At 48.8% G+C, this 14,702-nt stretch carries 15 protein-coding genes; 6 read left to right on the forward strand and 9 right to left on the reverse strand.

Annotated elements, in window-relative coordinates; translation table 11 throughout:
• Positions 1 to 11: 11 nt before the first annotated feature.
• Both B0F88_RS00340 and fdxA read left to right on the forward strand, forming a co-directional pair.
• A complete protein-coding gene (locus B0F88_RS00340) occupies positions 12 to 701 on the forward strand; it encodes a tetratricopeptide repeat protein (protein WP_104421958.1) in 690 nt (229 codons plus the stop codon).
• Positions 702 to 834: 133 nt separating this feature from the next.
• A complete protein-coding gene (gene fdxA, locus B0F88_RS00345) occupies positions 835 to 1,158 on the forward strand; it encodes a ferredoxin FdxA (protein WP_104421959.1) in 324 nt (107 codons plus the stop codon).
• Between the two features lie 244 nt (positions 1,159 to 1,402).
• On the opposite strand, the gene B0F88_RS00350 is transcribed toward fdxA, so the two are convergent.
• Together B0F88_RS00350 and B0F88_RS00355 are read right to left on the reverse strand one after the other, a co-directional pair.
• A complete protein-coding gene (locus tag B0F88_RS00350) occupies positions 1,403 to 1,690 on the reverse strand; it encodes a hypothetical protein (protein WP_104421960.1) in 288 nt (95 codons plus the stop codon).
• Positions 1,691 to 1,714: 24 nt separating this feature from the next.
• The gene (locus tag B0F88_RS00355; protein WP_104421961.1) at positions 1,715 to 2,032 is read right to left on the reverse strand and encodes a DUF3301 domain-containing protein; all 318 of its coding nucleotides are present in this window, start codon (positions 2,030 to 2,032) and stop codon (positions 1,715 to 1,717) included.
• A gap of 78 nt (positions 2,033 to 2,110) precedes the next feature.
• Here B0F88_RS00355 and B0F88_RS00360 point away from each other — a divergent pair, with 78 nt between their 5' ends.
• Both B0F88_RS00360 and B0F88_RS00365 read left to right on the forward strand, forming a co-directional pair.
• Positions 2,111 to 2,524: a GFA family protein gene (locus B0F88_RS00360; protein ID WP_104421962.1), complete on the forward strand. Its 414-nt coding sequence runs from the start codon at positions 2,111 to 2,113 to the stop codon at positions 2,522 to 2,524.
• Positions 2,525 to 2,550: 26 nt separating this feature from the next.
• Positions 2,551 to 3,228, forward strand: a complete 678-nt coding sequence (locus B0F88_RS00365) for an alpha/beta hydrolase (RefSeq protein ID WP_104421963.1) — start codon at positions 2,551 to 2,553, stop codon at positions 3,226 to 3,228.
• Positions 3,229 to 3,277: 49 nt separating this feature from the next.
• Here B0F88_RS00365 and gltA read toward each other — a convergent pair whose 3' ends face one another.
• The 4 genes from gltA to zwf all read right to left on the reverse strand — a co-directional run bounded on the left by gltA (position 3,278) and on the right by zwf (position 8,935).
• Positions 3,278 to 4,579, reverse strand: a complete 1,302-nt coding sequence (gene gltA, locus B0F88_RS00370) for a citrate synthase (RefSeq protein WP_104421964.1) — start codon at positions 4,577 to 4,579, stop codon at positions 3,278 to 3,280.
• Between the two features lie 122 nt (positions 4,580 to 4,701).
• Complete coding sequence (locus B0F88_RS00375; RefSeq protein ID WP_104421965.1) at positions 4,702 to 5,352, reverse strand: bifunctional 4-hydroxy-2-oxoglutarate aldolase/2-dehydro-3-deoxy-phosphogluconate aldolase; 651 nt, start codon at positions 5,350 to 5,352, stop codon at positions 4,702 to 4,704.
• 24 nt (positions 5,353 to 5,376) lie between these two features.
• The gene (gene edd, locus B0F88_RS00380; protein ID WP_104421966.1) at positions 5,377 to 7,197 is read right to left on the reverse strand and encodes a phosphogluconate dehydratase; all 1,821 of its coding nucleotides are present in this window, start codon (positions 7,195 to 7,197) and stop codon (positions 5,377 to 5,379) included.
• A 250-nt stretch (positions 7,198 to 7,447) separates the two neighbouring features.
• Positions 7,448 to 8,935, reverse strand: a complete 1,488-nt coding sequence (gene zwf, locus B0F88_RS00385) for a glucose-6-phosphate dehydrogenase (protein WP_104421967.1) — start codon at positions 8,933 to 8,935, stop codon at positions 7,448 to 7,450.
• 378 nt (positions 8,936 to 9,313) lie between these two features.
• Between zwf and B0F88_RS00390 the strand changes: the two genes are divergently transcribed.
• Both B0F88_RS00390 and B0F88_RS00395 read left to right on the forward strand, forming a co-directional pair.
• Positions 9,314 to 9,496 carry a hypothetical protein gene (locus B0F88_RS00390; protein WP_104421968.1) on the forward strand — a complete coding sequence of 61 codons (183 nt, stop codon included), beginning with the start codon at positions 9,314 to 9,316 and terminating at the stop codon, positions 9,494 to 9,496.
• 96 nt (positions 9,497 to 9,592) lie between these two features.
• Positions 9,593 to 9,955, forward strand: coding sequence for a hypothetical protein (locus B0F88_RS00395; RefSeq protein WP_104421969.1), 363 nt, complete (start codon positions 9,593 to 9,595; stop codon positions 9,953 to 9,955).
• Between the two features lie 211 nt (positions 9,956 to 10,166).
• Here B0F88_RS00395 and B0F88_RS00400 read toward each other — a convergent pair whose 3' ends face one another.
• The 3 genes from B0F88_RS00400 to B0F88_RS00410 are packed head-to-tail and all read right to left on the reverse strand — an operon-like array spanning position 10,167 to position 14,648.
• Positions 10,167 to 13,184, reverse strand: coding sequence for a type III restriction-modification system endonuclease (locus B0F88_RS00400; protein ID WP_104421970.1), 3,018 nt, complete (start codon positions 13,182 to 13,184; stop codon positions 10,167 to 10,169).
• Entirely contained in the window at positions 13,168 to 13,623 is a 456-nt protein-coding gene (locus tag B0F88_RS00405) for a Fic family protein (RefSeq protein ID WP_104421971.1), read from the reverse strand. The genes B0F88_RS00400 and B0F88_RS00405 overlap by 17 nt, the downstream gene beginning before the upstream one ends.
• Positions 13,623 to 14,648, reverse strand: coding sequence for a DNA-binding protein (locus B0F88_RS00410; protein ID WP_104421972.1), 1,026 nt, complete (start codon positions 14,646 to 14,648; stop codon positions 13,623 to 13,625). Before B0F88_RS00410 ends, B0F88_RS00405 begins: the two co-directional genes overlap by 1 nt.
• Positions 14,649 to 14,702 lie beyond the last annotated feature (54 nt).

A 14,702-nucleotide genomic window follows, 5' to 3' on the forward strand; every position in this document is an offset into this window, starting at 1 on the left:
ATATTCGCAACATGAAAAAATTATTTCTTGTTGTTTTATTGCTACTGTCATCGGCCCAATGCTTTGCAGAGAATCTTAAAGATTCTTTAAAAAACATTGAGGCTGAATGGACGTCTATCTACTACAAAACGCCCCAGAGCGAACAGGGTCCGGCTTATGTTCAGCTGCTCGACAAAACGACGAATTTAATCCGGCAATATCCGAACGCTGCCGAAGCTATTTACTGGCAAGCCGTAATCAAGGCGACTTATGCCGACCATCAAGATGCTTTTTCCGCACTTAGCGCCATTCAAGAAGCGCGTGACTTGCTGCTCAAGGCGCTTAAAATCGACCCGAAAACCATGGGCGGGTCGGCCTATGTAACCTTAGGCACACTTTATTATATGGCGCCTAAATGGCCGATCTCATTCGGCGATGACGATGCCGCCAAACAAATGCTTGAAGCGGCTCTCAAAATTAATCCCGACAGCATTGATGCCAACTATTTTTACGGCGAGTTTCTGTTGCAACAGAACAAGCCCAACGATGCGGCTATTTATTTTAAAAAGGCAAGCGCCACACCGGCCCGAACAGAACAACTTTTTGCCGACAATCAACTCAAGGCTGAAGCAAGACTCGCCTTAGAAAACGCCCAACAACGAAAAATCAGCAGCCAAAAAGGCATATTTTTGTCTTTATTTAATTCGGCAAGCGCAAAATAAGTTTTATGGCCCCGTTAGCAAGACTCCGCTCAACCCCACTTAAATAAAGCCTTTAATAAACTCGGCATTCAATCGTACAATGCTTTCTGCTAGAATACCTTTTTAAATTAAACCAACTTTCCTGGAAATAATTATGGCTTTTGTAGTTACCGAAAACTGTATTAAATGCAAATTTACTGATTGTGTAGATGTATGCCCTGTAGATTGCTTTCATGAAGGCCCTAACTTTCTGGTTATTGACCCGGATGAGTGTATCGACTGCACATTATGCGAACCCGAATGCCCTGCCAATGCGATTTTCTCGGAAGATGAACTGCCGGAAGGACAAGAAGGCTTTATCGCATTAAATGCAGAGCTAGCCAAAACATGGCCCACCATTACCGAAGTAAAATCGGCTTTACCGGATGCCGACGAGTGGAATGGCAAAGAAGGAAAGCTTGATCTACTGGAAAAATAACACGTTCGCGGAAATTCCAGACGCACTGCCTTAGTTAAGGATCGTGCATAAATTAATTTAGGCAATTACCATGAAGAGCATGAAGGATATGAAGACTTAAACCTTTCATGCCGCTTCATGTCCTTCATGGTTAAAAAATGAAAAATAAAACTTGCCCAAGTTATTTCATGCACGTTCCTAAGCTGTTTCCGGCAAGTTAACAGCTTAACAGGCACATCAAAAAACGGTCATCCCCGCTTATTTTCTATAAAACGGAAACGACCAGAGCAAACACAAAGACGAAAATAACAAAAAGCGCAAACACGCCTGTTTTAGTCAAGCCGGCCCACGCCAACTTCAGTTCGGACAGCAATGCCTGCTTCACATCATCCGAAGCAAGAATTTTTTTACACCGCCCGCGAAATGTTTGCATTTCCTCCAGAGCCTCCTGCTCGGCGATAATCTCGGCAATTTTCGAGTAAAAACTGCCGCATTCCGGGCATTTTACATCACGGTCATTACGCTGATGACCGCATACTGAACATTGATTCACACATCCTCCACAAAAATCATTTCTTCAGAATTCCTCAAACCGGTACGGCTCCATCTGAATGGACTCAACTCTCCGCCCCAGCATAGTACAAATCCCGTTATAGCGTTCATTCCCGGTTGAAGAAAACTCAAACAAAAACGTCCGTTGCAACCTCATTTTCCCTGCTTGGTCCCTTTTCAACCGGACGCCGTTTAAGGCGACATACTCATCCAACATTTGCACGTCCACATTCAGGCAATGCGCCCTGACTGCTTTCAGCGCCAGTTCTTTGACCAGCTGCCCGTTAAACCAGTACAGGTATCCGACCAGCAGTAAAGCGATTAGAATGAGATCGTCCAGCATTAACCATGACCGCGCGTTGTTAAAGTAAGCCCGCTCTATTGTACTAAGATTTGCCGGCAAACTCTCAAGGAGAAAAGCATGAAGCTTCCAATCACCGGCGGCTGCCTTTGCGGCGCAGTCCGCTATGCAATATCCGCCTACCCCATCGGCGGCTTCAACTGTCATTGCCGAACCTGCCAAAAAGCGATTGGAGCACCCTATTTTGCAGGCATGTTTGTTCCGACCTCAGCCTTGGCCATAACCGGCGACTATAAAGAATATGCCACGATTGCAGCCAGCGGCAACACGGTTTATCGCGGCTTTTGCCAGAACTGCGGGACCTCGCTGTTCGGCAGAAACAGCGCCTTTACCGGCATCAGGCCGGTCGCTGCGACGACCCTTGACGATCCCGGCATTTTTCAGCCGCAAAAAGATATATGGGTGGCAGACGCCCAGCCATGGGACACTATGAATCCCGATTTGCCGAAATTTGCCGGCAATCCCTGGCATTAACGCCATTACCTACCTTGGAGAAACTTATGAATTCAGGAAAATTGAGCACCATCGAGATACAGCCTGAATCAGAACACCGATATTCGGTGATATGGCTGCATGGACTAGGCGCGGATGGTCATGATTTTGAAGGACTGGTTCCCGAGCTGCATTTAGCCGCGCAAGAAAATATCCATTTCATTTTTCCCAATGCGCCTATTCAGCCCGTCACTGTCAATGGCGGAATGTCCATGCGCTCCTGGTACGACATTCTGGAGATGTCGCCGCAACGCAAAATCAATATTGACGACGTCTATCAATCGGCCGACTTGATTGAACCGCTGATCCAGCGGGAGATCGACAAGGGCATCCCATCGCCCCATATTTTACTGGCGGGATTTTCCCAAGGCGGAGTCATTGCGCTTCATGCCGGACTAAAATGCCGGACTAAATTGGCCGCGATTATTGCGCTGTCGGCTTATTTGCCGACCATCGAACAGTTAAAAACAGAACGCTCCGCCGCCAATAACGCCATGCCGATATTTATGGGCCACGGCGTCCTCGATCCCGTCATGGCGATCGAGGACGGAAAAGCCGCGTTCGATGCATTAAAATCGATGGGTTACAGCATCGAATGGCATGATTACCTGATAGCGCATAATCTTTGCATTGAAGAGATACAACACCTTTCAGTGTTTATTAATTCAATTTTCAAATCACAGTGAGAAGCCATGAAGACACGATTTTTCTTCGCGCCGTCATGGTGACGGGTAATTAACCCCGCTTGATATGCTGCGGCGGTATATCGCGTTTTGTTGCGCCGGTATAAAGCTGCCTTGGCCGCCCTATTTTTTGTTCCGGGTCCGCGATCATTTCATCCCAATGGGAAATCCAGCCCACGGTTCGCCCCATCGCAAACATCGCGGTAAACATATTGGTCGGAATGCCTAAGGCATGCAGCACGATGCCGGAATAATAATCGACGTTCGGATAGAGCTTTTTCTCGATGAAGTACTCGTCTTCAAGCGCAATACGCTCCAGTTCCAAAGCCAATTTAAATATTTTGTCGTCATGCAAGCCGAGTTCCGTCAGCACTTCATGACAGGTTTCGCGCATCAGTTTGGCGCGCGGATCATAGTTTTTATAAACCCGATGACCGAACCCCATCAGCCTGAACGAATCGTTTTTATCCTTGGCCTTGTTGATAAACTTAGTGATATTCGAGACATCGCCAATTTCCTCCAACATGTTCAGCACGGCTTCATTGGCGCCGCCATGAGCCGCCCCCCACAGGCATGCGATCCCGGCAGTAATGCAGGCATAGGGATTCGCCCCGCTGGAACCCGCCAAACGCACCGTTGACGTCGAAGCATTTTGCTCATGATCGGCATGCAGGATCAAAATTCTGTCCAGCGCTTTGACCAGCACCGGGTTGGGCAGGAAATCGTCGCAAGGCGTACCCAACATCATCCGCATAAAGTTTTCAACGTAGCTCAACTTGTTTTGCGGATACATAAACGGCAGGCCGGTACTGTATTTATGACACATCGCCACGATGGTCGGTACTTTGGCGATCAGACGGATCGCGCTGATGTCACGATCTCTTTTCGATTTAATGTCCAACGCGTCATGATAGAACGCTGACAATGCGCCAACGACAGCCACCATAATCGCCATCGGATGCGCATCGCGGCGAAAGCCTTTAAAAAAATTGGTCAGCTGGTCATGCACCATCGTGTGCATGGTGATGGTGCCTTCGAACTGCTGCATTTCATCAGGCGTGGGCAATTCGCCATTCAGCAGCAGATAGCAAACTTCCAAAAAAGTGCAATGTTCTGCAAGCTGCTCGATAGGATAACCGCGATACAGCAGCACCCCTTTTTCACCGTCTATGTACGTTATCGATGAACTGCAACTGGCCGTCGAAGTAAAACCGGGGTCATAGGTAAACATGCCGGTCTTCTGGTACAGCGTTTGGATGTCGACTACATCGGGGCCAATAGTTCCAGATAAAATAGGCAACTCACATAAAGACTGAGTTTTCTCATTTAAGGTAGCAGTGCGCAGTTTAGTCATGGTTTTTCTCAGTTTTGAACATAGTCCGTAGCGTCATCAACAGGCTTGGCAACGGGAAAACTCCAGATTTACCAAGCCGATTGAATGATTGATCCCGGCCAGTATTTTAAAGAACAAGCTAATTAAACCGAAACAACCTTGTCTATGGTCTGTTTTGCCAGTTCAGTCACCCTAGCCCAGTTTTTTGATTTTACCACATCCGCAGGCACCAGCCATGATCCGCCTACGCAGGCAACATTGCTTAACTGCAAGTAACTGTTGTAATTTTCCGGCGAAATGCCGCCCGTCGGACAAAACGTCACCTTCGGGACAGGCCCTGCGATAGATTTCAGCATCGGTATGCCGCCCGCCGCTTCGGCCGGAAAGAATTTAAAATGATCCAGCCCGTACTCCATCCCCAGCATCAGCTCCGACAGCGTCGCTATGCCGGGTATCAATGCGATATTTCCGTCGTTGGCGGCGGCTAAAAGCTTCGGCGTCAATCCCGGGCTAATCGCAAAAACGGCCCCGGCCTCTTCCGCCGCTCTTAATTGTTCCGGCGTGGTAATGGTGCCTGCGCCGACAATCGCGTCCTTGACTTCCCGGCTGATCAGCCTGATCGCATCAAGCGCTATCGGAGTGCGCAGGGTTATTTCCAATACTTTAATGCCGCCTGCAACCAAGGCTTGCGCCAGAGGAACCGCATCTTCCAGGTTCTGGATGACCATTACAGGCATCACCGGACCGGCGTTTAAAACTTCAGCAGGTTGAATTTTCCAGTTATTTTTAGTCATTGTCTTACCTTATTTTTATAGTTATTAATCGGCAACAAACAGATTGCAGGCGCCGGTTTCGGCTGAAGACGCACCCTGGCGGAAGCCGCCGAACAATTCCCGGCCCATGCCGAAATGATGGCCTTTGGCGCTGTTGGCGTCTGGAATGCGGGCATCGAATTCAGCCGCATCCACCTTTACGTTGACTTCGCCGGTTTGGGTATTCAGGTAAATGACGTCGCCGGTACGCACTTTCGCCAACGGGCCGCCTTCCTCGCACTCGGGACACATGTGGATGGCTGAGGGGACTTTACCCGAAGCGCCGGACATCCGTCCATCGGTCACCAACGCCACCTTGAAACCTTTATCCTGCAACACGCCCAGAGGCGGCGTCAGTTTGTGCAGTTCGGGCATGCCGTTGGATTTCGGCCCCTGGAAGCGGAGCACCACGATAACATCCTTCTCCAATTCGCCGCGCTTGAAGGCCGCGACTACATCGTCCTGGTCATCGAACACCATCGCAGGCGCTTCAACGATCTGGTGTTTTTCCGCGACCGCAGACACTTTCGATACGCCGCGCCCCAAATTGCCGTGCATCACATGCAAGCCGCCGCCGGCTGCAAAAGGTTTGGCGACCGTGCTGATCACTTCCGCATCCAAAGAAGCTTCGGGGCAAGGCTCCCAGATCAACTTGCCGTCAACCAGCTTGGGTTCCTGATGATAACTGTTCATGCCGCGTTGGTCTGCTACGGTCAGAATGTCCTCATGCAACAGGCCGTTCTTTAACAGTTCGGCAATCAGTACGCCCATACCGCCGGCGGCTTGGAAGTGATTGATGTCCGCCTGACCATTCGGATAAATGCGGGTCAGCAACGGCACCGCTCTGGACAGCTTGTCAAAATCATCCCAGTTGATAATAACGCCTGCCGCGCGCGCAATCGCGACCAGATGGATCGTGTGATTGGTCGAACCGCCGGTCGCCAGTAAACCGACAATCGCATTCACAATCGCTTTTTCATCGATCATGTGTCCAATCGGACGGAAGTCATCGCCCAGCGCGGTAAATTTCAACACCTGTCTGGCCGCGGCTCCGGTCAGTTCATCGCGCAACGGCGTATAAGGGTTGATGAACGAACTGCCGGGCAGATGCAGTCCCATAATCTCAACCATCATCTGGTTGCTGTTCGCGGTACCGTAGAACGTACAGGTACCGGCGCTGTGATAGGACGCGGATTCGGACTCCAGCAGTTCTTTACGCCCTATTTTACCTTCGGCGTAAAGCTGGCGGATGCGTACTTTTTCTTTATTGGCCAGACCGCTGGGCATAGGTCCTGCCGGTACGAACACGGCGGGCAAATGGCCGAAACTCAGCGCGCCGATCAGCAGTCCCGGCACAATCTTGTCGCAGACGCCCAAATACAATGCGCCGTCAAACATGTTGTGGCTTAAACCGATCGCCGTAGCCATCGCAATCACGTCACGGCTGAACAACGACAACTCCATGCCGGGACGGCCTTGGGTGACGCCGTCGCACATCGCCGGTACGCCGGCCGCAAACTGGGCGACGCCGCCCGCCTCCTTGATGGCGGCCTTGATCAGCGCAGGCGCGTCTTTGTACGGTTCATGCGCCGACAGCATGTCATTATAAGAAGAGATAATCGCAATATTGGCTTTTTTATGCCCGGTTAAATCGACTTTTTCTCCGGCTCCGCAAGCGGCGAAAGCATGAGCCAAATTGCCGCAGGCAAGCTCGGCGCGGTGCGGCTCCTGTTTTACAGCCGCATCGACACGCGCCAGATAGGCTGAGCGAGTTTCACGGCTGCGCTCGATAATTTCATTAGTCACTTTTTCTAATACAGGATGCATAGCTGTTCCTTTTATAATCTGGACGGTCAAGTTTTCGGTTTTTGCGATTCACCCCAAAAAGAGATGATGTTCGTTGAGTTTAAGAGTTTTTATTCACCATGAAGAGCGTGAAGTTTCATTTCTTCGTGTCCTTCATGCTCTTCATGGTAAAAATTTTTATATTATTTTAACCGAGTTAGTTGCCTGTACGCGCCACCAAGCTGGAGTGTACGTGATTCCTTACTATCTACGTTAAGTGGCGACAATACCTTTAACTTGATTTTTCGGCTTCATCTTCCCAGGCCCTTTCGTCCCTCGCAATTAACTTGTCGGCAGCCTTAGGCCCCCAAGTACCGGCAGGATAGGGGGCCGGTATAGCATCCAAATGCGCCCAGGCATCCTGTATCGAATCGATCCATGTCCAGGCCTGCTCAATCTCCTCGCGGCTAAGAAATAGCGTGGGATTGCCGCGCATCGCTTCAAGCACCAATTTCTCATAACCGCCGAAAATCTTGCTGTTTTTGAAGGTATCGGAAAAACTCAAGTCCAGCTTGGTTTTTTGCAATTTAATATTTTCATCGATACCCGGTATTTTGTTGAGTATCTGAATTTCCACGCCTTCATTCGGCTGCAAGTGAATGATCAGCTTATTCGACGGCAAATCGGCAAAGCTGTCTTTAAAAATGTTATGCGGCTGCTGCTTAAAATTAACGACGATTTCAGTGCGTTTATATTTCATGCGTTTTCCGGTACGCAGGTAAAACGGCACGCCAGCCCAGCGCCAATTATCAATGGCCACTTTCAAGGCGACGAAACTCTCAGTGGTGCTTTCAGTATTAGCGCCCTCCTCTTCAAGATAGCCCGGCACCGGCTTGCCGTTGATCTCCCCCGCCGTATACTGTCCACGAACGGTTTTTTGTTTGACGTTTTCCGGGGTAATGGGACGTAGCGCGGACAGCACTTTTATTTTTTCATTGCGTATGCTTTGCGCTTCCAGATTAATCGGCGGCTCCATCGCCACAAAGGTCAGAATCTGCAACAAATGGTTTTGCAGCATGTCGCGCAGCTGGCCGGTTTTGTCGAAATAATCCCAGCGTCCTTCAATACCGACTTCTTCCGCGACGGTAATCTGAATATGATCGATGGTATTGTGATTCCAGTTGGTCGTAAAAATGGAATTGGCAAAGCGTAACGCCAATAAATTGAGCACCGTCTCCTTACCCAGATAATGGTCGATGCGGTAGACCTGCTTTTCGCTGAACACCTCGGCAACCGCGTCATTAATGTCTTTTGAAGATTTAAGATCGTGCCCTATCGGTTTTTCCATGACCATGCGCGATTCTTCATTCAAAACCCCGCACTTAGCCAGCCCCTGACAAATACTGGTGAATAAAAAAGGCGCCACCGCGAAGTAATTGACCATCACCCTGGACTGTCCATCAATGACAGTATTCAGCAATTGGTATTGATCCAGTTGGGTTAAATCTATTTTCAGGTAGGAAAACCGCGCCGAAAACCTTGCCCATACCTGTTCATCAATTGCTTCGTTTAAAAACTCCCGCAAACTTTTATGGATGATCCCGACAAATCCCGAACTGTCATTCTCGTGTTGATCTATCCCTATGATGCGAGTGCCGGCTTCAATCAAACCGGCTTTTTCAAGCCGAAACAATGAAATAAGCAGCTTGCGGCGGGATAAATCGCCCAAAGCGCCAAAGATAACCAGATCACAAGGTTTGAATGCTGTTTTTTCGTTCATGGATGCGTTGTTGAATAAAGAGTTATAACCGGCATCAGACCGGCAATTTATAGATAGAAAGCTTATTTTTTATTATCGCAGAATTTACTACACGGTGCAGTTCTGGATGCATTCTTGTATCGAATCGATATTTAATTGACAGCTATCTTGACCTTCTTTTATAGTATTGATCCGCTACTATACAAAAAGAAGATATTTGCTCGTCACCCCTGCCTCCGCGCCTACACGCGGAAGCTCAAGCGCCGAGAATTCAAAATATCCGGGTGAAGTAGCATAGAGGAGGCCTCAAGGAGAAATCAGTTCCAACGTTGATATTACTTTTTACATCAACCTTGGCGCTTATCCATTGATGATTTAACAGACAAGAAGGTATAACAAATGAACGAAGAAGCACAAACAAAAGACAAATTCTGGTTTTATGTCGGCGGCACCGTATTGGCTTTGCTGGTGACCATTGCAATGGTCAAGCAAAGCGAAACCGAAAAATTCGCGCCGATCAAACAACAGCTGGAGGAAGAGGCTGCCCAGATGAATATACGGGTCTTGAGCGGCGGAGAATAATACCCTGCCACGAGAACCAAACTGGACAACTGAAAATCGTTCTCGTCAAGCTCAACGCAAACACACGCTACTTAAAATGATAACCAGGAGAGAACCATGAGACTTAATTTACTATGCCTTTCGATGGCATTAGCTTTTTTTTCGGGAACAGCATCTTCGACAGAATATATTTATCGGGACCTGATGGCTAACACACTGCCTTCGCCGGGCTGCGCCGTAGAGTCCGAGGCCAAGGAAACGGCGGCAAAACCTTACAACATCACCCGATTCTCCAAGACATTTTGTCAAACGCAAGGTTACGGCTGGCATGTCGAAGCCGTGAAGGATGAAGGCAAGGCTACCTGCACACCCTGCACCGGCGCCAACCAAGGAAAAAGCCAGTGCCACCTGGAGGATGTGATTGTTACCTGCAAACGCATCAAACCCGGCTCGGTCGGCATGCTGCCGGGAAAAGGTTAACGGCAATCGCGTGAGCAAGGGATACGGCCTTCTTGCTCACGCGTTCCAATCCAGCCCGGTTATCACATTCCTCCGTTTTGGCGACTGGCGATACCGTGGGGAACAGGGGGAGGTATGAATTATACCAATCCAATAAGTTTTTATTTGACCCCCTCAACCTAACCTTCTCTCGCTGGAGAAGGGATAACATGCGAACTTATTGGGATTGGTATTACTTCACCAACTCCATCAGCTTGCCGTAACTGTCCACCACACCATACTTGACTTGCCCGGAAGTGATTTTGCCAAAAAACTTCCCCGCACAATCAATTCTGCATTGCTCGAGTTTCCTCAACTCCATCGACGACATCGAACCTTTAGTTTCGGCGATAAAATAGACATGCTTGACCGCACCTTCTTTAAATGAAATAGCCCAGTCGGGATTGTAATCGCCTACGGGGGTAGGAATAAAAAACCCCTTCGGCAACTTGGCATAAACAACCACTTCTTCGCTGATGTCGAGTTCGTTGACGAACGCGCGCTCAATCTTGGAATCGGTAAATACATAATCGTAAATATGGCGATTCAGTTTATCCCCGGCCTTGCTTAAATCCAGCGTCCGTTTTTCCTGGGTAAAAATATCAAGACTATGGGTTCCGGCAATCGTGTCATACGCCAGATGCTCGACGATGACGGTAGCTTTCTGCTCATTAATCAGTCGCGTAGCTTTGGCAATAAAATCTTCCGGGTTGGTTGGGTATTGGTTGAACGTATCCGGCTGTATTCCCTGAAGAATACCGGCAATGGTTCGGCGGGTAAGATTCGACTCTTGCGCCAGTTTGCCGATAAGATCGTATTTAACCGTGGAACGGATAGAGTCCTTATCCGACGCCGTTATTGACTCCATCACCTTGAACGACTCTCCTTGTTTGACTTCATCATAAACAGCTTCGTTCTTTTGTTCGCCGCGTTGGACGGTGTATTGCAAAGGGCTTACATGCAACTCCTTATCCAGCTCAAGCACACATTTATCAATCAGTTCCGGCGTTTCAAAATCGACGGTATAGACAGCCTTACGGTTGATTCGCCGCCAAAGCTCCTTGAATTCTTTCTTGTCGAAATTGGCGTTGAGCGGGTTGATTCTGCTGTTGCGATCATTACCAATGGGCGGCAATTGGGCATCGCTGAACACGCTGTCAATCAGCTCGAACACTTGCTCGGCATAAACCGCCAATTCCGGCGGCAACGCAGCAAGCCGCCCTTCCTTCTTGGCGTCGTGATAAGTTAAGGTAATTTTATCGCCGTCATCGGTGTAATCGTTTTTCAGTAAATATTTATAAATTTGCTTGGCAAGTTGCGCCGTAACTTCCACATCCCCAGCCGCCGTTTTAAGCACTTTGCCGGTAAAATATTTTTCATCCGCGATGCGGGGACGCGCTGACAGCGACTTGCTAATATCGCTCTGCAGGCCGGTGACGAATTCCGTGTAACTCTCGCCGGTCACGACGGTCAGCACATTCACCTGATGCACGGTTGCCGGATTGTCCATGCGCTCGCCGAACTGGTTGACCGAAAGCCGCATGCCGCGCCCGACTTCCTGGCGGCGCGAGATGGTATTGTCGCTATGCTTCAACGTGCAGATAACGAACACATTCGGATTATCCCAACCCTCGCGCAGCGCGGAATGGGAAAAAATAAAGCGCACCGGTTCGCTCAACGACAACAAGCGTTCCTTGTCTTTCAAAATCAAATCGTAAGCGTCCACATCATCGGTTTCGGTAGACTTTTTCCCGGTCGCCGGATCGACCAAGCGCTTGCTCTTTTTATCGATGGAAAAATAGCCCTGATGGGTTCGGTCAGCCCCGATACCCCGCAGGTAATCATTGTAGGGATTGTCGTCTGGCGTCAGTACCTCATCCAAATAACGGCTGTATTCCTGCTCGAACATTTGCGCGTATTCGCCGGAGCTTTCCCCGCTTTCGTCGTAGCACCGATACTTGGCTACCGTATCGATAAAAAACAGCGACAACACCTTAACGCCCTGATGAAACAGCGCCTGCTCTTTTTCAAAATGGGCTTTAACGGCTTCGCGGATTTGGATGCGCCGCAACGTAGATTCGTTAACATCCCCGACAGCCTCGCCTGCCGTCAACTCCACGCCATTGGTAAAGCTAAGGGTATCGGTATATGCATTAATATCCGCAACCACGAAGCCTTTATATTGATCCAGCTTGGACAGCTCGAACAGATTATCGCCTTTGCCGAGCTTGCGCAGCACCCGTTTAATGCCGGTGTTTTGCTTGATTTCCAGCTCGACGCGACCGACCGGCGCTTTGGCCGTCGAAACTTCAATACTATCCAGATATAAATAAGCGTTGGCGCCGCTCAGATTTTTGACCGAAATCCCGCGCACCGATATTTTTTTCACCAGCTTCTGGTTATAAGCGTCCAGCGCATCGAGACGATGGATTTTATTGTGCTCGGTTTTATGCGTGGCGGAATAGCGCAAAATCATCAGCGGGTTAAAGCCCTTCAGCGATTCCAGCGTTTTCGCCCCTTCCATCTTTTGCGGCTCGTCCAGAATCAAAATCGGGTTATTCGCCGCTATCACATCAATCGGCTTGCGCGACTGGAAATCGTCCAACTCCTCATAAATACGGCGATTATCCTTGCCGGTCGCATTAAACGCCTGCACGTTGATGACCATCACATTGATACCGGCGTCGGACGAAAAGCTTTCCAGGTTATGCAACTGCTTGGAGTTATAGATAAAAAACCGGGCGCGCTTGCCGTAGTCTTCCAAAAAATGCTCGGCGGTGATCTCCAGCGATTTATACACGCCTTCGCGGATCGCGATACTCGGCACCACCACGATAAACTTGCTCCAGCCGTAGCGCTTGTTCAACTCGAACACCGTCTTGATATAGCAATAAGTCTTGCCGGTGCCGGTTTCCATCTCAATATCCAGGTTTACCGGGCAAATTTTGCCGCCAGCCAGCGCCGTGGACAGCGGCAGGTTTTGACGGCGTTGCACGTTGTGGATGTTGTCCAGAATACACGGCGGCGTCAGCGCAAGCTTGTTATTGCAAAAACCGTTGCCATCCAGCAGGCTTTGCTGCGCCCCCGGTTTAACGCGGCCCGGATCGACGCGGTATTGAATCCCGGCGGTTAGCGACTGCCCGGCAAAGCAATCAGCCACGGCTTCGACGGCGCTGGTTTGATACGCTTGCTTCTTAAACTTCAGTTTCATCATCGTTTCCGGCAATCGCGTTAAAAATCTTCAACTTTAATCCTTCATCATCCATTTCTTCGGCGAGGAAGGCAGTTATGATCTCATGTAATAAATCCCTATCAATATTTCCGGCGGCGACGTGATAACTGATATTTTCCATCTCGCGTAAAAATCGGGTCGCGCAATATAGATAACCATTAAAAAGCAGCATTTGTGTGCATAAGGTAATGGCTATTCGTTTATTGCCGTCGGCAAAACAATGGAATTTATTGGCGCTAAAGAACAGATGGGTTAATTTGTCTTCAAAAGTCGGGTAGTAATCATCGTTCTGGATATGGTCCAACACGCTTGCCAGCTTACCTAAATCAAGATGCTCAAGCGTACCGCCACCGCTCACTTCCACCGTTTTCCGGTGAGTATCAATTGCCTGCTCAATAGTCAGATAAATGACCGTCATTAATCCCGATCCTTAAGGCGTTTCATGACATCTTTGGCATCTGCCAAACGGTCAGCCAATTCTTGGCTTCTTTCGCCAATAAACCGTTCAAACTCATCCCGTTGTAGCGGGGTAACATATTCTTGTAATTGATGATGCAACGCATCTCGAAATGCTAGATCGCGACTTGCCATTTTCATTCGCGCTTTTTCAATGAGCGGTTTCCAGTGACTCTGAGTCTCAAATATTTTAAACAGAACATCGACTTCCGAAGGTTTGAGTTTGCGGCCTTTTGCCTTAGCTTCCTGCCGGAGAAGATCACCGAACCCGCACTCGTAAGCGGCAATCAGATCCAACACTTCCGAATAAAGAGTGGGCCGGACACTATCTTTGTCTTCAAGTTTTAGTATTTTTCGGTACTCCTTCGCGTTCTCACGAAAAATACTGACATAAATTTTGTTGGTGTACACAGGATATTTAAAATTACCCATATCAACACAATCGTCCAGGGCATCGGTAAACTCTTTGCGATAGTTTTCCTCAATGAAGGCAGAGTGCAGAAAATCTTCGTCACGCTGGTTAATATACTTAGTGCCGCCGCCGGTACGCTGGTTAATAATGTCGATGACAATATCCAGAATCGCCTGACGCAATAATTTTGCCCGGTCACTTTCCGAAACCAGCATAGCCAAGTTCAGAAAAGCGCGGAAATCAAAAATACCCAATTGCGGGGTCTTCGTGATGTTCCCGAAATCAGTTTCGGGAACATCCATAAGATGAATTGCTTCTTTTAATGATTTCAGTCGCTTACCCTTCAATACTACATAACCGTTTTTTGCCAATTCAGAGGCATTTTGCTCCAGATAATTTTCAATAGTTCTAAGCGTTACCTCAAAAAAAGCGGCTACCTGCTCTTTAAGCAGAACAGTTTTCCCCTCAAACGGAATGCCTCTAATTCCCGCCGCCTTTTCAATTTCAGCAAGGGCATAAGGATTATTAAGAATATTTTGCCGATCAATCGAGGAATTGGTCAGGTCTTTGTTCATAGTGCCCACTCAAAAGGTTTAAAGTACGCGGCGCAGTCCACAGCTTGTTTTTCT

The organism is Methylobacter tundripaludum, from assembly GCF_002934365.1.
In the GTDB taxonomy this organism is placed as follows: Bacteria; Pseudomonadota; Gammaproteobacteria; order Methylococcales; family Methylomonadaceae; genus Methylobacter_A; species Methylobacter_A tundripaludum_A.